The organism is Actinospica durhamensis (genome assembly GCF_018139695.1).
GTDB classification, from domain to species: domain Bacteria; phylum Actinomycetota; class Actinomycetes; order Streptomycetales; family Catenulisporaceae; genus Actinospica; species Actinospica durhamensis.
In genome coordinates, this window is the sequence record NZ_JAGSOG010000074.1 from 1 (window position 1) to 22,018 (window position 22,018).

At 72.3% G+C, this 22,018-nt stretch carries 16 protein-coding genes; 7 read left to right on the forward strand and 9 right to left on the reverse strand.

Translation table 11 applies throughout. The features are described from left to right. Window positions 1–145 precede the first annotated feature (145 nt). The 3 genes from KDL01_RS16520 to KDL01_RS16530 are packed head-to-tail and all read right to left on the reverse strand — an operon-like array spanning window position 146 to window position 1,530. Complete coding sequence (locus tag KDL01_RS16520) at window positions 146–508, reverse strand: Fic family protein (protein WP_212529393.1); 363 nt, start codon at window positions 506–508, stop codon at window positions 146–148. Beyond that, window positions 477–821: a hypothetical protein gene (locus tag KDL01_RS16525; RefSeq protein ID WP_212529394.1), complete on the reverse strand. Its 345-nt coding sequence runs from the start codon at window positions 819–821 to the stop codon at window positions 477–479. The genes KDL01_RS16520 and KDL01_RS16525 overlap by 32 nt, the downstream gene beginning before the upstream one ends. Continuing rightward, window positions 784–1,530 carry a hypothetical protein gene (locus tag KDL01_RS16530; protein WP_212529395.1) on the reverse strand — a complete coding sequence of 249 codons (747 nt, stop codon included), beginning with the start codon at window positions 1,528–1,530 and terminating at the stop codon, window positions 784–786. Before KDL01_RS16530 ends, KDL01_RS16525 begins: the two co-directional genes overlap by 38 nt. Window positions 1,531–1,793: 263 nt before the next feature. Here KDL01_RS16530 and KDL01_RS16535 point away from each other — a divergent pair, with 263 nt between their 5' ends. The 5 genes from KDL01_RS16535 (at window position 1,794) to KDL01_RS16555 (ending at window position 6,267) form a co-directional block, all read left to right on the forward strand. Beyond that, a complete protein-coding gene (locus tag KDL01_RS16535; RefSeq protein ID WP_212529396.1) occupies window positions 1,794–2,531 on the forward strand; it encodes a hypothetical protein in 738 nt (245 codons plus the stop codon). Window positions 2,532–2,603: 72 nt separating this feature from the next. After that, window positions 2,604–2,885 carry a hypothetical protein gene (locus KDL01_RS16540; RefSeq protein ID WP_212529397.1) on the forward strand — a complete coding sequence of 94 codons (282 nt, stop codon included), beginning with the start codon at window positions 2,604–2,606 and terminating at the stop codon, window positions 2,883–2,885. A gap of 136 nt (window positions 2,886–3,021) precedes the next feature. Then, window positions 3,022–3,375, forward strand: coding sequence for a hypothetical protein (locus KDL01_RS16545; RefSeq protein WP_212529398.1), 354 nt, complete (start codon window positions 3,022–3,024; stop codon window positions 3,373–3,375). Between the two features lie 237 nt (window positions 3,376–3,612). Beyond that, on the forward strand, window positions 3,613–4,614 hold the full coding sequence (locus KDL01_RS16550) for an alpha/beta fold hydrolase (protein WP_212529399.1): 1,002 nt from the start codon (window positions 3,613–3,615) through the stop codon (window positions 4,612–4,614). A gap of 204 nt (window positions 4,615–4,818) precedes the next feature. Continuing rightward, the gene (locus tag KDL01_RS16555; protein ID WP_212529400.1) at window positions 4,819–6,267 is read left to right on the forward strand and encodes a nitroreductase family protein; all 1,449 of its coding nucleotides are present in this window, start codon (window positions 4,819–4,821) and stop codon (window positions 6,265–6,267) included. Window positions 6,268–6,306: 39 nt separating this feature from the next. On the opposite strand, the gene KDL01_RS16560 is transcribed toward KDL01_RS16555, so the two are convergent. The 6 genes from KDL01_RS16560 to KDL01_RS16585 form a co-directional block, all read right to left on the reverse strand. Beyond that, complete coding sequence (locus tag KDL01_RS16560) at window positions 6,307–7,563, reverse strand: MFS transporter (protein ID WP_212529401.1); 1,257 nt, start codon at window positions 7,561–7,563, stop codon at window positions 6,307–6,309. A 228-nt stretch (window positions 7,564–7,791) separates the two neighbouring features. Then, window positions 7,792–9,057 carry an ATP-grasp domain-containing protein gene (locus tag KDL01_RS16565; protein WP_212529402.1) on the reverse strand — a complete coding sequence of 422 codons (1,266 nt, stop codon included), beginning with the start codon at window positions 9,055–9,057 and terminating at the stop codon, window positions 7,792–7,794. A 46-nt stretch (window positions 9,058–9,103) separates the two neighbouring features. Then, window positions 9,104–12,184 carry a non-ribosomal peptide synthetase gene (locus KDL01_RS16570; RefSeq protein WP_212529403.1) on the reverse strand — a complete coding sequence of 1,027 codons (3,081 nt, stop codon included), beginning with the start codon at window positions 12,182–12,184 and terminating at the stop codon, window positions 9,104–9,106. A 46-nt stretch (window positions 12,185–12,230) separates the two neighbouring features. Then, window positions 12,231–15,239 (reverse strand): AMP-binding protein, encoded by a 3,009-nt coding sequence (locus tag KDL01_RS16575; RefSeq protein ID WP_212529404.1) that lies wholly within the window; start codon window positions 15,237–15,239, stop codon window positions 12,231–12,233. 351 nt (window positions 15,240–15,590) lie between these two features. Next, the gene (locus KDL01_RS16580) at window positions 15,591–17,102 is read right to left on the reverse strand and encodes a LuxR family transcriptional regulator (RefSeq protein WP_212529405.1); all 1,512 of its coding nucleotides are present in this window, start codon (window positions 17,100–17,102) and stop codon (window positions 15,591–15,593) included. Between the two features lie 643 nt (window positions 17,103–17,745). After that, the gene (locus KDL01_RS16585; RefSeq protein WP_212529406.1) at window positions 17,746–18,462 is read right to left on the reverse strand and encodes a hypothetical protein; all 717 of its coding nucleotides are present in this window, start codon (window positions 18,460–18,462) and stop codon (window positions 17,746–17,748) included. A gap of 77 nt (window positions 18,463–18,539) precedes the next feature. Here KDL01_RS16585 and KDL01_RS16590 point away from each other — a divergent pair, with 77 nt between their 5' ends. After that, on the forward strand, window positions 18,540–20,765 hold the full coding sequence (locus KDL01_RS16590; RefSeq protein ID WP_212529407.1) for a non-ribosomal peptide synthetase: 2,226 nt from the start codon (window positions 18,540–18,542) through the stop codon (window positions 20,763–20,765). Further along, window positions 20,762–22,018, forward strand: a complete 1,257-nt coding sequence (locus KDL01_RS16595) for a cytochrome P450 (protein ID WP_212529408.1) — start codon at window positions 20,762–20,764, stop codon at window positions 22,016–22,018. Before KDL01_RS16590 ends, KDL01_RS16595 begins: the two co-directional genes overlap by 4 nt.

Sequence of the window (22,018 nt, forward strand, 5' to 3'; positions counted from 1 at the left end):
CCCCGAGGTCGCCTCCGTACCCGCGACCGCGACCGTCTCCACCTCGATCTCGACCCCGCCCACCCGCACCGGAATCAGACGGCCGCCGGCCATCGCACCCCCAGAGGAACCGCGCCCAGACGGACAGTCAGCCGCCGCCCAAACCCTAACCCCCGACGCCCCGCACTGTCAGCACCCTGCGCCGGCGACGGTTGAGCACCCCGATCAGCGTGGCGAGATCTGCAGCGCCCATGGGGTCATCCGCGTAACGCGTGGTCTGCAACGGGCCGACCTCGGCAAGGAGGACCCCCTCCCGAGCCAGCACGTACACCAAGGTCAGCAGCGCGGCGCGGGCATTGCCGTCGGCGAAGGGATGGAAGAACGCCACGTCGAGATACGCCCGGGCCGCGCGCGCCGCCAGCGGGACGTCCCGGCCGCCCGCCTCGCGTAGACAGGCAGCAAACTCGCCCCGAGTGTGCGCAGTCAGCCCGTAGCGCTCACACCCGGCCTTCGCATAGGCGTCGCCCACGCGGAACGGCACCTCCACCGAGGATCTCCCGCTGCCACCCGGCCAGCAGCGCGAAGTCCAGCGGCGCGCGCCGTTCGGCATCGGCCCGGGCCACGGCGTAGGCAGCGAGCAGACGCTCGGCCCGAACAGGATCGCGCCCCCGCACCGGCCCTTCGCACCAGGCCCGGAACCCGTCACGCACACCCGGATCCCGCCGCAGGACCGGCGCGTGCCGCCAGTCGGCCTCCCGGCGCACCCGCAGCCAAACCAGAAGACTGTCAGTGCTGGCGGTGCTGTCAGTGTTGCCGGTGGCCGTGCTGCCGATACCGGTCATGGAACTCCTCCAAAGCCGCCCTCTCCCGGTGATCTCGATAGGGAGCGTGGCCGGTGAGGCCGAGGGCAAGGTCGTCACCGACGGAATCGATCACCGCCGGTTCAGGGGTGACCCAGCTCTCGAACCGCCCGCCGATCGCACGCGTCACCGCCCGCGCGGCCTCGGCCTGATCCATCCCGTTACTGGCGAGAAAGCAGGACAGGACAAGCGAGGCCTGCCCATACCAGCCGCCCTCCGCGCCCGAGTCCAGCGCGTACGTCACCAGCCGCACGCAGGCCCGCTCCAGATGCCAGCTCCGATCCTCAGGCGAGGCGTCAGGCGGCGGCGCGAGCTCGGCGAAGCGCTCAGCCGTCCGCTCCAGCCACCCCCGCCACTCCAACAGCGCGGCGACGACGCGCGCCGCGGTCTCCTCCGGGCTCGTCACCGAACACGTCGCGCTGACCCAGCTCCCGATGGGCCCGCCGTAGCGGTAACTCCAACTCCACCCCCAGACCCAGGTGCCGTACCGCTCGCGGAGGATCGCATCCACCTGGCTCTCACACCACCGCTCGCCCTGCCACCACCCGGCCATCCCCGAGAGCACCGGCGGCACCCACTCACGCACCAGCGCGCGCAGACGGGCGTCCTCATCCTCGTCCCAGGTGAACGCGTGGCGTGCCGGGTCGAGAGCGTCCCAGTTCCGACAGCCCGCGGAGGTGAGGGGAGGCACACGTTCCTCAGGGAACGGGAAGCCGTCACGAGAGTACGTCAGCGCAGACCACTCATCCTCTCCAGCGCACCGATACTCCGATGCGATCGTATGGCAACCCGCTGGTATCGACTCGAGTCTCGGCTCGAACCCCCCGAGACCGCCAGTGGTTTTCCCGGCCCGCACCCCGCGCGGCCACCCGTACAGCCACCTGTGTCGCGCCACGGATCGCAGTGTTCTGCCGCCCCCGCCCCCGCCGGCCCAGGGCTGGTAGCGTCGCGGGCATGGGGGTCGACACGGAGCACATACGCCTGGCACTGGAGCAGTGGGAGCCGTTCCCGATCCACCGCGTACCGCGCCCGATCGTGCTCACCGCGCCGCTGAGGAACTGGCACGCGCGGGTCAAGCGGGAACTGGCCTCGGGCAACTGGCAGTCCGAGCCCGTGGCGCCGAGCGAGCTGACGGCTAAACAGGACGCGGCAGCCCGCGAGGACCTGCGCTACTTCGGCCCCGACAGCCGCGAACGCGCCTTCGGCCCGATCGTGCGCACCCGGGCGATGTTCGGGACCGACCGCGGCGTGCTGCACGTTCCCGCACTGGTCGTGCACGCGGACGACGGACACGGGCTGCACCTCGCGATCGACCCGGACTTCGCACGCACGCACTGCTGGCGCCCGCCCGCACTGACCAAGCCCGCCAGCGACATCTGGGCGCGCTCCTCCGAGGACGGTCGCAGCCTCACCGTGCACTTCACGATGGTCACCCGCTCCACCGCGGCCCAGCCGCACGCCGTGGCCACCGAGACCGACACCGCGCTGCTCGTGGACGCGGTAGAGGAGTGGCAGCTGCCGCCCGACGCCGTCTACCCGGCCGTGGACGGCTTCCTCACCACCCGCAGCACACTCGTCCACCTCGCCGCCCCGCTCGGCGACCGCGTACTGATCTGCCTCGGCTACGGCGTGGGCACCCCCAGCTTCGCCACGCCCGTACCCGTCCTCCCACCCGTCCCCCCGGCGGCATAACGACTCCGAGCGTCCGCCTCCGTGGCTGGAGCCGATAGCTCGGCTCCAGCCACGTGTGGAAAGTCTCCCTCCATGGCCGACTCCTGGGTCTTCGACGACGGCACGCCCGCAACAGGACCCGCGCGATGGGCGTTCCAGGGTTCGCTCGCGGCACAGCTGACCGGCTACGCGTCCTTCGACGCGATCGTCGAACGGCTCCGACTCGAGTGCGACCGGATCGTCGAGCAGAACCTTCCGGAGTTCCCGCCACCGCCGACGCGCCGGCGGCTGCAGTTTCCGGACTGGTGGGTGCCCCTGACCACAGCGGCCACGACCGAGGCCTTGATCTGGATCGCCCACGGACTCGCCCGATAGCACCGAGGAAATGACTATCCGCAAACCCGACTCGGGCACCCAAGGCCGTGCTGCGGGAACCGGTATACCCCTGCCCCCGGTCTTCGCCGCCATACTTTTCGGCTGCATCTCCATCGCTCTGCTGGGCACCACTACCGTGAACGTCGCCGACCAGTGGAGCTATCGGGCGCACGCGCAGAACGTCGCGGGCGTGGTGAAGCAGACCGAATACGCCCGAGGCCTGGCAACGGACGTCACCATCACCCTTACTGGAAGCCAAAGCGGAAAAACCGTCTCGATCGCCGACCCGAACGGAGCGCCGGCCGGCCTGACGCCGGGCGAGCAGGTGCACGTCCTCTACAACCCACCATGCTCCGCGCGACCCCCACGCCCCGCCGCCAGGATCCCGCGCAAGCCGACGGAACCGTTCCAAGGCTGGGGGCCCGATGCTCTCGATACTCAGGCACAGGACGGATACAGAGACCGGTCCAACGAGTCGCTCTTCCCGTGAAGGATGGCAAAGTGTCCCAAATTACGCGGGACAAGGGCTATGGATCACTGTCGAAGGCGCAACTTCGATAACGTCAGCGCCCTGCTGTTCAGGGTTCCCTCAGCCAAAGTCGGCACCGCCGGTTTCGGATGAATGAACACTGACAGCCTTTCCGCGGATTCCCAGCGCGCGAGAGGGGTTCTCCCCTATGCTGCCGCGAGCAAGAACATTGACTCGTGTCGCGTACAGGGAGTGGACATGACGATCGACAGACGCAGGGCACTGCAGTTGGGCCTGGGCGCCGCTGCGGCCACTGCGGCCGCTGAGGTTCCTTCGGCGGCGTGGGCCGGCGAGAGCGCCACCGCGGACCAGACCGCCACGGCGTCGATGACCGACGCCCAGCTGGCCCGGACGCTGGGCGCGGGCTTCCAGAACGGGTACGCGACCGTGAACGGCGTCCGGCTGCACTACGTGGCCGGCGGCAGCGGGGCTCCGCTGTTCCTGCTGCCGGGCTGGCCCGAGACCTGGTGGGAGTACCGCGATGTGATGCCCGCGCTGGCGCAGAACCACCGGGTGATCGCGGTGGACCTGCGCGGGATGGGCGGTTCGGACAAGCCGGCCGGCGGCTACGACAAGAAGACCATGGCCGGCGACATCTACGGGCTCGTCCAGGCCCTCGGCTACCAGAAGGCCGACATCGCCGGCCACGACATCGGCTCCCAGGTCGCGTTCAGCTACGCGGCGAACTACCCGCAGGGCGCCAACCGGATCGCGCTGCTCGACGTCCTGCACCCGGACTCGAGCTTCTACCAGCTCCCGCTGCTCGCGCCGCCCACCGGAGGCTTCGCCCCCTGGTGGTTCGCCTTCAACCAGCTCACCGTCCTGCCCGAGCAGCTGCTGGCCGGCCGGGCCCAGTACATGATCGACTGGATGTTCGACACGTTCCTGGTGAACCAGGCGGCGATCGGCTCCACGGACCGCGCGGTCTACGCCGCCGCCTACAACCAGCCCGGCGCGATCGCCGGCAGCACCGGCTGGTACCAGGCCTTCGGCCAGGACATCGTCGATCTCGCCGGCTACGGCACGATCGAGATGCCGGTCCTCGGCTTGGTCAGCTCGCTGTTCTACCCGCAGATGAGCGCCGTCCTGCCGACCCAGGCCTCGGACGCGACCATCGTCGAGGTGCTCGACGCCGGCCACTACTTCATCGAAGAGCAGCCGCAGTTCGTGATCGACCAGTTCAACGCCTTCTTCGTCTAGATCTAGATAGAGCCCGGGGACGGTGACCCGGGTCGACGCGCGAGCGGAGACCCGGGTACCCTCCCCATCCCGGCCCCGCGAGGCGGCGCGCGGCGCGGTGCGTCCCCCGCGTCGAAGGAGCCTGCTTCAGGCACCGAATCGCGATACTCATTCACCTGTATTCACCCGTACCTCCCGGACCCGTCAGGGCATAACATCATTCCCATGAGCGAGAGCGCGGACGAAGCGACCCCCACGCAGGTACTGCACCGGCTCACCTCCTACGAATTCGGCCGGCACTGGACCGTGCCGCCCGATGATCCGAGGGTTCTGCGGGACCTCCAGGTCAACGATCCGGCCCGGCTGCCGTGGTTCGCCAAGCGCTACCCGCCGGACTCGCCCCGGCTGCCGCTGCCGCGGGAGCTGCCGACGACGGACGCGCCGGTGATCTCCGTGTTGGCCGGCACGGCACAGGTCGCGCCCGGGGAGCTCGACCTGCCCCAGCTCTCCCGGCTGTTGTACCTGTCCGCCGGAGTCGTGCGCACGATGCAGCAGCGCCACGGGATCCAGCCCTTCCGCGCCGCCGGGTCGGCCGGCGGCCGGTTCCCCCTCGAGCTGTACGTCGCGGTGCCCGAAGGCACGCCGCTGCCCCCGGGAGTGCACTGGTACGACCCGATGGAGCACGCGCTGGTGCAGGTCGGCCCGGCTCCGCACGGCGGCGCCCCGGCGGTGATCGTCACCGGCGTGCCGTGGCGCACCGGCTGGCGCTACCGCGAACGCGGCTGGCGGCACATGTACTGGGACGCCGGCACGATGATCGCGCAGCTTCTGGCGCTGGCCGACTCCGCCGGCCTGCCCACCGCCCTGCACACCACCTTCCCCGACGCCGCGGTGGCCGCGCTGACCGGCGCGGACCGGGTACACGAGCTGCCCGTGGCCGTGGTGCGCCTCGGACAGGGGACTGCCGCGCTCGACCCGTCCGGCCCCGCGATCACAGGACACGTCGACGCCTCGCCCGTCGAGTTCCCGCTCGTCACCGCCGCGCAGCAAGCCGGGGAGCGCGACCGCCTCGATGCGCCCTGGGACCGCGGTCCGGCGGCCCGCGTCCCGGACTGCGCCTCACCGACGGTGGAAGCCGTCATCGCGGCCAAGGGGTCACAGCGGCGCATGGACAGCACTCGCGGCCTGCCCGAAGACCTGCTGCGCACCTGCATGAGCGTCGCGGTCCGCGGTGTCGCGCTGCCGCACTGGGTCGTGGTGCACGACGTCGAGGGCCTCGCCCCCGGGCTCTACCGGTGGCCCGACCTGGACGCCCCCGTACTCGCCGACGAGCTGCGCGACGAGCTGCACCGGATATGCCTGTACCAGGCCCTGGCCCACGACGCCGCGTTCGTCACCATCGCAGCGACCGACATCGGGCGGCTCGACGACCGGGAATACCGTGCGGCGCAGCTCGCCGCCGGTCTGGTCGAGGGCCGGCTGCACCTGGCCGCCTACGCGCTCGGCGCGAGCGCATCCGGGATGACCTTCACGGACAGCGAGATAGCGCCACTGCTCGGCGAGCCGCTCGACGGTCTGCTCTTCACCTGCGTGGGAGTGCCCGAGTACACCTCCGCGCCCGCCGGCCCGCCCGGCGCGGCGGCCAGGGTGCGCGCGGCCAAGACCCGGGAGTAGTCCCCGGCCCGGGTCGGGGCGCGCACCCCGGCCACCGTGTCAGCTCAGCACGGGGACGCTCTGCTCGGCCGGGCGCCGCGGCAGGTCACGCTGATGCCGCATGGGCGTCAGCAGGAACGTGAGACCGGACGCGGCGACCAGGGCCGTGAGTATCCACAGCGCGCCCCTCGTCCCGAGCGCGGTGGCGAGGCCTCCGGCGAGCAGCGCGCCGGCGGGCATCATCGCGAACCCCACGGCGCTGGTCCCCGAGATGAAGCGGCCGAGGATGTCCGGGGGGATGTAGCCCTGGATGAAGCTGTTGACGATCACGTTCGCGATCGTGCTGACACACCCGGCGCAGATCAGTGCCACGCCCGCGAACGCGAGCCCCGGCCCCTTGCCCGCGAGCGGCAGCAGCAGCGTCGGGCCGAGGCCGACCGGGACGGCGACGAGCAGGGCCCGCGCCGTGCCCAGCCTCCGTCCCAGCGGACGGGCGACGAGCGCGCCGAGCACGCCGCCGACGCCGAGCCCGGCCAGCATGAGCCCGGCCACGGTCGAGGAGAGCCCGACGGTGCGCAGCAGGAAGACCACGAGGAGCGCGTCGACACCGGTCAAGGCCAGGTTGACGAGCAGGGCGAACGTCGTCATCGCGCGCGTGTAGGGGTCGGTCCAGGCGAAGCGGAGACCGTCGAGCATGCCCCCGCCGTCGCGGCTGCCCGACCGGCGATCGCGCGGAGGCTCCATGGCGGCCAGGCAGAAGAAGGACACGGCGAAACTCGCCGCGTTGGCCAGCAGCCCGGCCACGGCGCCGGCCGCCTGGGCGAGCAGGCCGCCGAGCCCCGGGCCGCCGATCTGGGCGACCTGCCGGCTGCCCATCAGCTTGGCGTTGCCCTCGGTGAGGTCCGGCTCGTCGACCACGCCCGGGAGCAGGAGCTGGTAGGCGGTGTTGAAGAACACCGACGCCGTGCCGGCGACGAGCGCGACGACGATCAGCTGAGCCAGCGTCAGCACCCCCCACCAGTGCGCGACCGGAACACTCGCGTACGCCACCGCCGAGACCGCGTCGGCGGCCATCATGACCCTGCGCGGCGGCAGCCGGTCGATCCACGCCCCGGCGGGAACGCCGATGACGACCCAGGGCAGCCATATCATCGCCGTGAGCAGCGTGACGACGAAGGTGCTGGTGTGCAGGGTGTCGATGGCGACCAGCGGGAGGACGACGACGGTGATCGCGTTGCCGACCTGGCTGATGCTCTCCCCGGTCCAGAACAGCCGGAAATTCCGTTCGCGCAGCAGTCCGCCGCGGCCGGTGCTCATCGCCCGGCGCCGAGGGCCGAGACCGGGTCCCCGTGTGCTGTCATGGCCCGGTGTTCCGCGCGGCCCGGCCCTGTCGCCCGCCGCGCCCTGATGTGCCTGCCGATCACTCGGAGCTCCTCCTTGTCCTCGGTCCGCCGCCGCCCTCGAACGGGCGGCAGCCTGGTTCCCATCCGCATCTGCTCCGGCCGGACACGGCGGGCCCCGGTGCCCCCGAGCCCGGGCCGCGCCTCACATCGCGCCGTGGTCGTTCCTGAAGAGGTATTCGATTCCCTTCCTGATGCCGGCGAAATGAGCGTCCAGCGTCTCGGCGTCGTCGGCGCCGGCCGTCAGATTGAGCATCCGGCCGTGGGACACCGAGCGTGCGGCGCCGTATCGAGCGAGATCGCTGACGCCGCGGACCCCGGGCAGCCCCCGGATGTCGCGGACCGTCACCTCGGATCGGACGGCGCCCGCCGGCTGCGGAAACGGCGGGTAGTACCCGAGCGCCCAGCCCGACGGGTGCCGATCCCCGAGGCGCGGCGTTCGCCCCAGGGCGCATTCCAGCGCCGAGCGGACGAGGTCCACGCCACCGGTCATCAGCAGCAGACGGTTGAGATGCCCCCCGACTCGCCCGTTCACCTCCACGATGACCGGGCCGTGCGCCGTCAACGCGACTTCGGTGTGTGTCACGCGCCACGACACGCCGAGTGACGCGAGGCTCCGGTCGACGGCGTCGATCACCGTCTGCCGAGCCGTGGAGTCCAGGCGTGAGGGGAAGAAGGTGCCGGTCACCGAGACGCGGTCGCTGCCGTCGGGGCCGTCGCGGTGGCCCACGACGACGGGCATCTTGTCGAAGAGCGCGACGTGGTGACGCGCGTCGCCGGTGCACACCGATTCGACCGAGACGTATCCGGCCAGATGCCCGACCCCCGAGGGATGCGGGGCCAGGGTGACGCAGGACTCGAGCAGCAACCCGTCCCAGTGCCCGCGCGAGTTCTCCTGGTACGCCACGTCGTCGGGCTCGCGGATGAACGCCACGCCGGTTCCCCCGGTCGCCCTCCTGGGCTTGAGGACCGCGGGAAACCCGATCGCCCCGACGGCCCGCCTGAGATCCGAGGCCGAGTCAACCGCCGCGGCCGGCACCGAGACGTCGGCGGGGATCCGCTCGCGCTGACGCAGCTTGTCCCACGGCGCCTCGGTGCCCGGCGCACCCGGCAGGGCAAGGCGCGCCGTGACCGCGTCGCACACGTCGAGATCGAGATCGTGGAAGGTGGTCAGACCGCGCACGCGCGCGACCCGACAGGCGCGGGCCACCTCGTCCGTATCGGAGCAGCTCTCGAGCACCCGCGTTTTCGTGGCGCCGCGAGCGGCCTCGAGCAGCAGGGGATCGGCGTCGGCGTGGGCCGCTTCCAGGAGGATCACCGGCTCGCAGATCCCGGCGGAGGCGCGACAGATCTCTTGCAGAGTCGCGGCTCCACCGGGCCGGTAGATGATCGCCACGCGGGCCGGTTCCACGGCTGCTCCTTCCGGGGTCGATAAGGCAGGGGTCACCGTCGGCGCCTTACCCGACCAGCGCCCTGAGCGCGGCCACGTGCTCCTGTGCGACGTGCTCGAGGCGGCTGCGCGGGAGGAGGCCGGAGACGGCCAGCAGCGGCGGGCTCTTGCGGCCGCCCCGGGTCCGGCGCATCTTGACGTCCACCGTCAGCGGGAAGCCGGTTTCGTCGTAGGTCTCCACGCCGAGCAGCGCGTCCGCGGCGGATTCCAGGACATGGAAGTCCACGAAGTTCATGTGGACCCGAACCGGCAGTTCGCCCCGGGTCCCGAGCTGATCGGCGAGCGGGACCAGGCGCGTTCGCATGAGCTCGCGCTCGGCCGCCCAGACCTCCTGAACGAAGCCGAGCGCCGTGTTCTCGGGGTCGTCGGGCACCACGATCAGTCGAGGCCTGACGAAGTAGCCGATGCAGCGGTCCGCGCCGGGAAGATCCGGCCGTCCGGAGATGGGGATGCACGAGACGAGCGAGCGCCCGTAGGCCGTGCCGGCGGCACGAAGGTGCGCGGCGACGTACACCGATTTCACCGGCACCCTCGCCTTCTGCGCGAACGCGGCTGCCGCCGAGGCGGTCTCCTCGTCGATCTCGACGGCGACCTCCTCGCGCGAGGCGGAGCGCGGTTGCGGGTCCGGTGCCGCAGCGGCGCCGGCGGAGAGCAGGTGCGCGAGCTGTTCGGGGCCCTTCGCCGCGCGGACCGCCGCGATGTCGTCGCGTTCGAGCTCGGGCAGAGCCCGCAGGATCCGCACGTGGTCCGGACTCGAGGAGGCGATCTCCTCGACGGTCCGGGTGCCGCGCGCCACATCGATCAGGTCGCTGAACAAGACGTTCAGGCTCCAACCGTCGCACACGACGTGATGCACGACGACGGTGAGGACGAAGCTGCCGTCTTCGAGCTTCGCCACCCGGATCCGCAGCGGCGGCGCGCCGGCCAGGTCGAAGGGTGTGGCGCAGGACTGCCTCATCCAGTCCCGCGCCGTGTCCATGGCCGCTTCGAGCGGCAAAGCGCTGTCATCCGCCACGACGACGGGGACGTCGGCGCGCGGCTGCACCCGCACCTCCGCGCCGATCGCGTCGAGATCGAACCGCAGCCGCGCGGCGGGGTGCGCTTCGCCGAGGGCGCGCGCGTGCCGGGCGAGGGTCGGCAGATCCACCGGAAGCAGTGCCCTGACCAGCATGCCGTCCTGATAGAGCCGGTAATCGGAGCCGAACCACTCGAACAGCAGCGTCTCCTGGGCCCTGGTGAGCGCGAACGCCTCTGCCGGCGCGTCGGGCTCGGCCCGGCCGCCGCCGTCCGGTGCGCTCGCCGAGGCTCCCGCCCAGGCCTCGGCGAGTTCCTTGACCGTCGGGTACTGGTAGAGGTCGAGCAGGGTCAGGCGTTCGCGCAGCCACGGCGCCTCGACGAACACCCGCAGCGCCATGATGCTGTCGCCGCCGAGCAGGAAGAAGTCCGTGTCCGACCCGACCTCGGCCGGGTCCATCAGGAGAACCTGCGCGAACGTCGCGCGGATCGCGGCCTGCGCATCGCCCTGGTACGCGCCCGCCGCACCGCAGGCCGAGGCATCGGACGCGGCCCACGGGTCGGGCAGCCGATCCGTGTCGATCTTGCCGTTCCGGTTCAGCGGCAGCGCGGGGATCTCGGTCAGGCGCGCGGGCACCATGAATCCGGGCAGCACGGCCCGCAGTGCGAGAGCGCACGCGGCGAGGTCGAGCGGTCCGGCAGCCGCCGGTACCAGGTGGGCGACGAGGCTCTGCTCGTCCTCGCCGGGCCGCCGGGCGGCCAGGACGACGGCGTCCGCCACCGCATCCAGCCGCCGCGCGGCGGCTTCGACCTCTTCCAAGGCGATCCGGTGGCCCCGGATCTTGACCTGCCGGTCCGCCCTGCCGCGGTAGTGCAGGTCACCCTGCTGATCTTCGTATCCGAGGTCGCCGGAGCGGTAGAAGCGTTCGGGCCCGCGCGCGGTCGCGAGGGTGACGAACCGCTGCGCGCTCAGCTCCGGGTCGTCCAGGTAGCCCAGGGCGAGGCCGGCGCCGCCCACGAACAGCTCGCCGACCGAACCGGACGGCACGGGCACCCCGTCCTGGTCGCACACCAGCACGGACCGGCCGGGCAGCGCCGCGCCGATCGGGCAGACGGGCGTGCCGAGCGCCTCCCGGTCCAGGATCCGCCACGTCGTGTGCACCGTCGTCTCGGTGATGCCGTACATGTTGACCAGTTCCGGGCGACTGAAGCCGTTGCGGTCGGTCCATGTGCGCACGGTGTCGGACTGCAGCGCCTCGCCGCCGAAGACGATGTACCGCAGGTTCTCGGCGGCGGCGAGCAGTTCCGGACTCTCGGCGATGCGCCGGAACGAGGAAGGCGTCTGGGAGAAGACGCCGATGTCCTCGGCGCGGACGAACCCGGCGAGGGCCGCCGGGTCGAGGATCTGTTCGCGCGCGGCGAAACTGACCGTGCCGCCGGTCAGCAGCGCACCCCACAGCTCCCAGACCGAGAAGTCGAAGGCCGGCGAGTGGGTCGCTGCCCACACGAGGCCTGGCTCGAGCGTCATGCACCGGCCCGCCGACTCGATCAGCTGGCTGACCGCCTCGTGCGGGACCAGCACGCCCTTGGGCGATCCGGTGGATCCGGAGGTGTACATGATGTAGAGCGGGTGGCCCGGGCCGGGTTCCACCAGATCCTCCAGGGTCAGTCCCCAGCCGGGCGCCGCGTGCTGCGCCGCGCTCGCCGCGTCGAGCAGGACCGGGCCCGGCGGCGGGCTCCAGCCGCCGGTCGAGCCGCCGTGGACCACCACGGCGCACCGGGCGTGGGTGATGATCGCGCCGGATCGCTCCGAGGCGTGGTTCAGGTCGAGCGGCACGTACGTCGCGCCGAGCGAGGCGACGGCGACGATGACGGCGGCGAATCCGGGCCCTGACGGCATGGCGACGGCGACGCGGGATCCCGGGCCCACCCCCGCCGCGTGCAGTTCCCGGCGGACGGCCAGCGCCTGCGCGCAGAGCTGGGCGTAGGTCGTGTTCATCTGCTGCGATCTGAGGGCGACGGCCTCCGGGTGGGCGAGGGCGCGCTCGAGAAGGCCGGTGCAGACGTTGGGCATCGTGTCCCCTTGCTCCTGTGTCGGCGGCGAGGTGGCTGTGCCGCCCCTACCCCGCGGCTTGCGTCAGGCGTCTGACCACGCCCGCGCTGACGTTGTGGGCCATGGTCCCGGCCACCAGGGCGCAGTCGTACAGGACCCGCACGATCGACGCGGCGCCCTCGTCCACGACCAGGTCCACGACCAGCGGAACGGCGAGGTGGCTGTAGGGCAGCTCGATCGGTTCGGCGACGCAGCCCTCGAGCCGGAGGTCCGCGGTCGGTGAGTCCTGTACCGCGCCGATGACGTGGAACAGCTGACGCCCCGCCAGCCCGGCGGCCCTGGCCACCTCGGAGATGGACGGGTCGTTGTTGCGCATGCCGGCGAGCACGGCCTTCTCGGCCTCCGCCGCGAAATCACCGTCCGCGCAGGCCCGCAGCCTGATGCACATCGTGTTGATCAGGCATGCGATGGTGTCCTGCAGCACGGGGGTGGAGCGTTGGGACACCGGCATGCCGACCGTGAAATCCTCGGCGCCGGTGAGCTCGACGAGCGTCGCCCCGAGCGCGGCGATGAACGTGGGCAGAAGGCCGCTGCCGCGGGAGCGGCGGTGCAGGAGTTGCGCCTGATCCGGCGCCAGACCGACGTCGATCTTCCGTACACCGATGTCCGGACACGGCGACGCGCTGAGCCACGGCGCGGGCCCGTCCGGCAGGCCGGCCAGCTCCTTCGCCCAATGGTCCAGCTGCCCCGGGAGGTCGGCCAGGCCGCGGATCCGCTCCATCTCGGCGTAGATCGCCGAGGGCGCCGCCACCGGGTGCGCGAAGCGCGCCTCGCGTCCCGCGCACCGCGCGCCGTACGCCTCGGCCAGATCCTCGGTGAAGATGGGCACCGACCAGCCGTCGAAGGCGATGTGGTGCACGGCCATGCCGAACAGCCACTGTTCGCCCCCCTCGAGCCTGCCGAGCACCGCGCGCCAGACGTCTCCGTCGAATAGGGAGAAGGGCCGGTGGAGTGCCTCCCGGAGCCCCGCCAGGGCCGCCTGCTCGTCCGGGGCGTCGAGGTACTCGACCGTGACCGGGCGCTCGCAGCGGTTCCACATCGCCTTGTCGGCGAAACTGTAGATGCCGTGGAGGTAGGCGTGGCGGGCGTGCACGTCCTGCAACGCCTCGACGAAACGCTCGAGCTCGAGCGCGCCCGTGATGCGCCAGGCCGAGTAGGAGTTGTTGTGCCCGTCCTTGCCGTCGAGGTTCTGGAACAGGAACCCGGACTGCATCCCGGTCAACGGCGACGGCGCGTCCGCAACCGTATGGTCCGTCGGTTCCGGTTCCGCCGCGCTCTGACCGGCGATCCAGGCCCGCATCGCGTTCACCGACGGGTGGGTGAGCACGGTCGTGACGGGAATGCTCAGGCCGGTCGCCCGGCTCAGGGCCACACACAGCCGCACCGCGGCCAACGACGTGCCGCCGAGCTCGAACAGGGTCGCTTCCGGATCCACGGGTATGCCCCCGAGAACCCGGCTGAACGCGGCCACGAGCGGATCTTCCGGATCTTCCCGATCGGCCTCGCTGCGCGTGCGATCGGCGGCGCGCTGCGCGAGGGCGGCGTGCAGCGCGGCGGTGTCGAGCTTCCCGTTGCCCGTCAGCGGCAGCGTCGCGAGCCGGACCACCGTGTCCGGGCACCAGCCCGGGGGCAGCGCGCGCTCCAGTGCGCCGCGCAGCTCCTTCTCGTCGAGGTGGTGCTCGGCGCTGGGCACCACGGCGAGCGCGAGCGACTCGGGCCGGCCGGAGGGGCCGGGCAGCGGCACCACGGCGCACCGCGCGACCGCCGCGAACCCGGCCGCCGTCCGCTCGATCTGCCCCGCGTCGATCCGATGCCCGCGGATCTTCAGCTCACGGTCCAGGCGCCCGGCGAACGTGAACAGGCCCCCGGAGGTCAGGGCGCCGTAGTCCCCGGTGCGGTAGACCCGCAGGCGCCGGCCGCCGATCGTGGCCTCGACGAACTTCGCCGCGGTCAACGCGTCGTCGCCGAGATAGCCGGGAGAGAGTCCGTCGCCTGAGATGCACAGCTCCCCGACCTCGTCCGGGGCGCACTCGCGCTCCCCGTCCAGCACGTGCACGCCGGTGCGCGGTACGGGCCGGCCGAGCGGGACGGGGCCGCGGGTGTCCTCGAGCGTGACCCGGTGGGTCAGGGCGTAGCAGGTCGACTCGACGGGCCCGTAGGCGTTGTAGAGGGGGATGTCCGGGTGCGCGGCCAGGAAGCGCGCGGCATGCGCGGGGGAGCACTCCTCACCGCCGCAGTAGACCGCGCGAAGGCCCTCGAACGCGGCGACGTCCTCGTCGACCAGAACGTTGAACAGCGAAGTGGTGAGGAAGACGGTGTTGACGCCGTGCTCCCGGATCTCGCCGCGCAGCTCCGCGGGTGTCAGCGCCCTGCGGCGCCGCAGTACGCAGACGCCGCCGTTCAGGAGCGGGCCCCAGACCTCGAGCGGAAGCACGTCCCAGGCCGACGAGCCCAGATGCGGCATCACGATCTCTGGGTCGTAGTGCGCGAGAGCCGCTCCGGTGAACAGCCGCAGGATAGCGTCGTGCGTCGAGAGCACCGCTTTCGGCTCGCCGGTGCTGCCCGAGGTGAAGAAGACCGTCGCGACCCGCGTGTCCGGCGCGGGGTTCGGCGCCCACGCCGGGTCCGGCGCGGGCGCGGCGAAGCCGGGCGGTTCGACCTCGCGCCGGAAGCAGCCGCTGGCCCGGCCCGGCCCGGCGAGCGCGAGCGCGCCGCCGAGTATCTCGTCGATCCGTCGCAGACGCCGCGGGCTCCATTGCGGATCCATCACCGCGTAGACGGCGCCGAGCTTGAGCACGCCGAGAGCCGCGGCGATCAGCGCCGGCGAGGTCTCCAGCTGGAGCGGGACGATGTCGCCGGCCCGGACTCCCTCCCGCGCCAGGTGAGCGGCGACGGCGTCGGACCACCCGTCGAGGCGGCCGCGGCTGATGGTCTGATCGCCGTCGATCAGCGCGGGAAGCTCCGGATCCGCCTGCGCGAGGCCGCGCAGGACCGCGGAGATGGACGCCGCGCTCACCACTGAGCCGGCTTTCCGCCGTCGGCGACCGCGGCGCGAGTGCGTTGACGGCGCGCCCGCGTACCGCAGGCAGCTGGCACGACTGACACCACGTGACGCCCCTCCCGTCGAATACGTACGCGGACCATGCTCTGCCGGCCCGCACCCGACAGGTAGTCGGGAACATCCCCTACGCGGGGCCCGGGCTCAGGCCGTGTCTTCGAACCAGCGTCGGATCAGGCCGCGGCGTCTGACGCGTGCGCTCGCAAGGCGCCGGGCCGTGCGCATACTCGGTCGTCTGTAAACGGTCCGGCAACGCCGCGAGCGTGCGTGGCAGGCGTCGCGGCCCCGACGATGGCTTGAAGACACGGCCTAGTAGCCCACTGCGTAGTCCGCGCCGCCCTCGGTACGCCCCACGAGATTGGCGATCTCCGCGCGCGAGCAGACGCTGAGCTTGGCGAAGACGCGGCTGAGATAGGTCTCGATGGTCTTGTGGCTCACCCCGAGCGCCCGGGCGATCTGCTGGTTGGTGCGCCCGCGGCTGACCAGGACGGCCACCTCCTTCTCCCGCGAGCTGAGCAGGCCCAGACGCGATCCGCTCTCCGCGCCGCCGGGGGCTTCGGCCCCGAGCCCCGCGGGCTGCAGCCGGATCCGGGGCCGCCCGATCCGGCGCACGGAGGCGGCTTCGCTCAGCGAGGTCACGGCGGACCCGCCCGCCGCCGTCCCGCATTCGGCCAGCTCGGCCGCCAGCTCGCCGCGCAGCTCGCGGTGCGCGGCCGCGTCCGGCAGCAGGCGCAGCGCCGCGGCGTACCAGTAGGCGGCGGTCAACGGGCGCGAGGAGGCCGTGAGCCGGGCGGCGTCCATGAGGCCGCGCACGCTCTCCAGATCGCCGATCCGCGCGCAACGCTCCACGTGCACCGCGCAGGTGTCGGGCGCCTCGCCCCGGGCCTGCAGGACGCTCAGGGCCCGAAGATGCGCGCCGAAGCGCGATCCTCCCGGCGTCGAGGCATAGGCGACCCAGCGTGTCATGAGGCTGCGGAAACACAGCTGGCCGCTGGATCCGACCGGGCGGACCAGGTCGGCGGCGAGCAGCGCGTCGATCCCGACCAGCACCGCGTCCTGCGGCATCCGCGCGACCTCGGCGAGCAGTTCGAGATCGAATTCGGCCCCGGCGACGCCGGCGGCGCGCACCACCGCCTTCGGGGCCCGCGGCAGGGCGGCGAGTTCGGACCAGATGGCGGCCGCCTCGCCGGGAATGGTCAGATGCGGGGCCGGCAGCGGCCCGCCCGCGCAGCTGCCGGGCCCGGTACACCAGGCGGCCAGGATCCTGACGTATTCCGGATTCCCGCCCGACTCGCGCAGCTCCCGGTGACGGTGGGCGTCGCACAGCCCGTCCGCGCCGAGCGGGCCGAGCTCCTGCTCGCGCAGGCCGGACAATTCGACCTCGGCCGCACCGGCCGCGGTCAGCGCGCACTTGAGCCGTGGCGAGACCTGGCCCGGCCGGTGCGCGACGACGACCACGAGGCTCTCGGCCGCGCCCGGGCCCAACAACGCGGCGGCCTCGTCCGAGGTGACCCCGCCCGCGCGGCCGACGTCGTCGAGCAGCAGCACCGCCGGCTTGGGCCCGGACCGGCTCCCGGGCCCGGTCAGCACGTGCAGCCCGCGCGCTCGCGCACGCTCGGCGAGCACCGTCAGCAGCGCGGTCTTGCCCACCCCGGGATCCCCGACGAGATCGACGACGGCGGGCGGCCGGGTGTCCGCCTCGGCGAGCACGGCGTCAAAGGCCGCCAGTTCGCACTGGCGGCCGACGAACGCGCCGGCCGCGGCCGAGACGGAACGCGGCGCGCAAGGCGGCGCCGGCCAGAGTTCGAGTGCCGAGGGCAATGGTGGTTGACCCCTTATGTAGGGACATGGAGCCGATCGGGCCGGACCCGGTGGGCTCCGGGGTCCGCCACGTCGGCTGCGCAAGTGGGTGGAGTGGGTGGACACACCGCGGTCCCCCCTGTGGTGGAGGCGGAACCGCGCACGCGAGAACGCCCGGCCTGGTCAGCGGTTGGTGGACGCCGCAAGCCGCGCGAAGGGTGGATGATCGTTGATGTCGTTCATGTACCCGCCAGGCCGGGGCATGGAGGATCGCGACCGGTCGGGTCGCGCAGGCCACCGCATCGGCGAGGCCGCCAGCGCCACCACCGTCCCGTCAGCCAGGGCAGCGTGTTGACACGCCATCCCCGACAAGACCGGCCGACTATGAACGACTATGAACAGGGTCTGATTCGTTCGAGACAAGGTCTGGGTATCCCCGTGTCCCAAGGTGCTGCTGCGCAAATGTACCGAACATATCAGGGGGCGACAAGGGTGCCCGGGTGCGACACGCGGCCGCGCCGCGCCCGGACCGACGGGCGCGGCCACCGCGGCGCCATCAGCGCCCGGACGGGCGCGTAGGGGAAGTCCCCGACTACCTGGCGGGCACGGACCGGCAGAGCATGGGTCCGCATACGTACTCGACGGGAGGGGGCGTCAGGTGATGTCAGCTGTCTACGGGGCGCAGGCGTACCCACGTCGCGCTCGCCTTCGCGCTCAGCACACCGTCGCCGCGGTACAGCGCCGTCGTGGTCTTCAGGGCATGGCCGTCATACGCGTCGCGCCGGCCGACGACCACGTACTCGGCGCCCACGACGGGCACCTCGAGCACCTCGGCGCAGAACCTGTTCAACACCATCGGGGCGGCGGCCAGATCCACCGTCCAGCCCCCGGGGCAGTCCAGCGCCGCCCAGGCGAACTCGACCGGGACCGGCTCGCCCGGCCGGGCGGCGAGGGAGGCGTCCGGAGTCCAGCGGCACCCGGTCACCCCGGGGGAGAGCTCTCCCGGCGCCAACCCGAGCCCGTCCCCGCGGCCGGGACCGCACACGAAACAGGACGCGAACGGATGCCGCTCGACGGTGACATACGCCCGTTCCGCGACGGCCAGGGCCGAGGGCGCGACGAACTCCGGCGCCGCGATCGCGCCCCGGCCGCGGGCCGCCGACGCGACCAACCGCTCCCGGTCCCAGAAGTGCACCCGGGCTCCGGACGCCTGCGCGCGCATCGCCACACCCAGCGGCGGAGGCTCGTGCAACGTCACCACCACCGGCTCCGGGCCCAGCCACGCACGCGCGGCATCGGCGAAAAGCCCGCACACGTACCCGCCCTGAGCACTCTCGGGCGGCCCGTTGAAACGCCGCTCCACCACCACCGGCCCAGCCATCACAACCCCCGGCGATTCGACCCGATTCGGCATGCGCGTAGACCATCAGCCGGCGCCGCATTCACGCAAGGACACCCATGACCACCACGCAGGAACGGCAGGTTACACCACACCGCACGCTCGCCGCGCTCGCCGCCGTCGTACACCGGCGAACCGGACACCAGCGCGTGGGCATCGAGCTGCACCGCGAAGACGAGAGCGCGACCACGCTCGTCATCGACCTGGCCGACAACCCCACACTCCGGTGCCTGATCGACCGGACCGCCGAGACGCTGCACGCGAGCGCGGACGGAACCGACGGCCAGGCCGACCTCTCCGCGCGGCTCGCCGCCGACGGAACGCTCACCACGTTCACCATCCTGGCGGACGAGGCGGACGCCCACGGCCACGCGCTCATCGCGCAGGACGTCGCCGCGCTCCTCGCCGCGGCCGACGCGCAACTGGACGTCGCGCTCTCCCGCCTGGAGCTGACCACCGCCGCCGGCCGCGGAATCGTCCACGGCAAGGCCGCGGCCTGTGAGACCCCGCTGCACCAACTCGTCCTGGCCCACGCGGCAAGCAGCCCGCACGCGGTCGCGGTCAACGGCGATCAGCCCCTCACCTACGCCGAGCTCGACGCGCGCTCCGGCGCCCTGGCCCGGGAACTGCGCGCCCTGGGCACCGAGGCCGGCGGCGTCGTCGGGGTACTGATACGCCGGTCCCCGGAGCTGATCGTCGCCCTGCTGGCCGTCCTGCGGGCCGGCGCCGCCTACCTCGCCCTGGACCCCGACGACCCGTCAGAGCGCCGCGCGCGCCTGCTGGCCGACGCGCGGGCCAGGGTGCTCGTCACCGACCCGTCGCTCGCCGGGTGCGCCCCGGACGGCGTCCGGCCGCACTGCCCCGGCGACGCCGTCGGCGCTCCGGCGCCCGATCCGGCCCGCGACACCACCCAGCCCGAGGACCTGGCCTACGTGGCCTACACGTCGGGATCGACCGGGGAACCCAAGGGCGTCGCGGTCACCCACCGGGCGGTGGCGCGGCTGGTGAGCGATCCGAGCTGGATGACGATCCGGACCGAAGACGTCTTCCTGCAGCTGGCACCCGTCTCCTTCGACGCCTCGACGCTGGAGATCTGGGCGCCGCTGGCCAACGGAGCGCAGCTGGCCCTGTTCCCGGCGGGATCGGTCGACCTCGCGGAGATCGCCCGGGCGCTGCGCGAGCGCGCCGTCTCCGTGCTCTGGCTCACCGCGGGCCTTTTCCACCAGATGGTGGCCTCCCACCTGGACGCGTTCGCGGGCCTGCGCCACGTCATCTCCGGCGGCGACGTGATCGCGCCCGACCGGGTACGGACCCTGCTCGCCGCGCACCCGCACCTGACCTTCACCAACGGGTACGGCCCGACCGAGAACACGACGTTCACGACGTGCTGGACCAGCTCTGTCGCGCCGCCCGAGGGGGCGTCGGTGCCGATCGGCACTCCGATCAACGGTACCGGCGTCGTCGTGCTCGACGAGGCTCTGCGCCCGGTGCCGGCCGGGGTCGTCGGCGAACTCTACGCGACCGGCGCCGGGCTGGCCGCCGGATACCTGCACCGGCCGGGGGCGACGGCCGAGCGGTTCCTGCCCTGCCCGCTGCCGCAGGCGCCGCGCGAGCGCATGTACCGCACCGGTGACCTCGCCCGCTGGCTGCCGAGCGGCGACCTGGAATTCCTCGGACGCGCCGACCAGCAGGTCAAGATCCAGGGATACCGGATAGAGCCGGGAGCGGTCGAGGCCGAACTCGCCGACAGCCCGCTGGTCGACCAGGCGGTGGTGGTCGCGCAGCCGGACGGGGCCGGCGGCAAACGGCTGCTGGCGTACGTCACGCTCGCCGACGGCGGCCTCGACCCGGCCGCCGGAGTGCGCCTGCGCGAACAGCTGGCCCGGACCCTGCCCTCCCACCAGGTGCCCTGGGCGATCCTGGTGCGCGACCGGTTCCCGCTCACCCGCAACGGCAAGGTCGACCGGCACGCGCTGCCGAGCGCCGCCCGCGTGCCCCGCAACGTCTGGAACGACTTCGTCCAGCCGCGAAGCCCCCTCGAATCGACCCTGGTCGAGCTGTGGGGCTCGCTCCTGGGCATCGAGCCGGTCGGCGTCGAGGACGACTTCTTCGACCTGGGCGGGCACTCGCTGCTCGCCGTCGACCTGATCGAGACCCTGCGCCGGCGCTTCGACGTCGAACTCCAGGCGCGCACGCTCTACCTGCAGCCGACGGTCGCCGAGCTCGCCGGCAATCTGGCCGCGCTGCTCCCGTCCTCGGCCGCTTCCGAGGAAGGCACGCCATGACAGATCAGCTGACCGGCAACTGCCCGGTGGTCACCGGCCAGTGCCCCGTGGCCCACGGGGTTCCGGACCTCGTCGACCCGACCATGCACAGCGACGGCGACCCGCACGCCGTCTGGCGCGAGTTGCGCCGCGACGACCCGGTGAGCCGGCACGCCGTCGATGAGGAGCGAAGCTTCTGGTCGGTGACCCGCTACGACGACTGCGACCGGGTGCTGCGGGACCACGAGACCTTCACCTCGGCGCGCGGCACGATGATCGACCTGATCGGCACGGACGATCCCGCGGGCGGGAGCCAACTGGCCGTCACCGACCCCCCGCGCCACACCGTGATGCGCGAACCGCTGCAGCGGGCCCTGACCATTCGCGCCGTCGAGCGCAGTTCGCGCGTCATCGGCGTGCAGATCAACCGTCTGCTCGAGCCGCTGGCGAAGGACGGCGGCTTCGACTTCGCCGAAGCCATGCTGGCCATGCCGATGGCCGTCACCGGCATCCTGATGGGCCTGCCGGACTCCGACTGGGACAGGCTCACCCGGCTCACCACGGTGTGCATCGCCCCGGACGACCCGGAGTACCGCAATCCGCGCGGGCGCGACCACACCCTGCAGGCCGCGCACCGCGAGCTGTTCGCGTACTTCCAGGACATCGTCGAGGAGCGCGACCGCCACCAGGGCGAAGACCTCATCAGCATCCTGCTCCAGACCGAGTTCGACGGCCGCCGCATGTCCCGCGGCGAGATCGTCTCCAACTGCTACAGCATGCTGCTGGGCGCGAACGTCACCACGCCGCACGCGCCGAGCTTCGCCATGGTCGAACTCATGGGCACACCGCTGCTCGAGGAATGGGCCGCCTCCCCGGGACTGATCCGCTCGGGCGTCGAGGAAGCCCTGCGCTGGGCGTCGCCGATCACGTACTTCATGCGGTACGCGACGCGCGAGGTGGAGCTCAGCGGCACGAAGATCGGCGCCGGCGACGCCGTCGTCGCCTGGATCGCCTCGGCGAACCGGGACGAGAGGGTCTTTCCCGACTCCTTCACCTTCGACATCGCCCGACGCCCCAACCGGCACATCGCGTTCGGCGCCGGTGCGCACCACTGCGTGGGCCACAGCGTGGCCCGGGTGACCCTCCGGCTGCTGTTCGCCGAGCTGTTCAAGCGCTTCACCGGGTTCGCGCCCGCCGGCCCGGCGCAACGCCTGGCGTCGAACTTCGTGACGGGCTACAAGCACCTGCCGATGACGGCCGAGCTGAAGGGATGA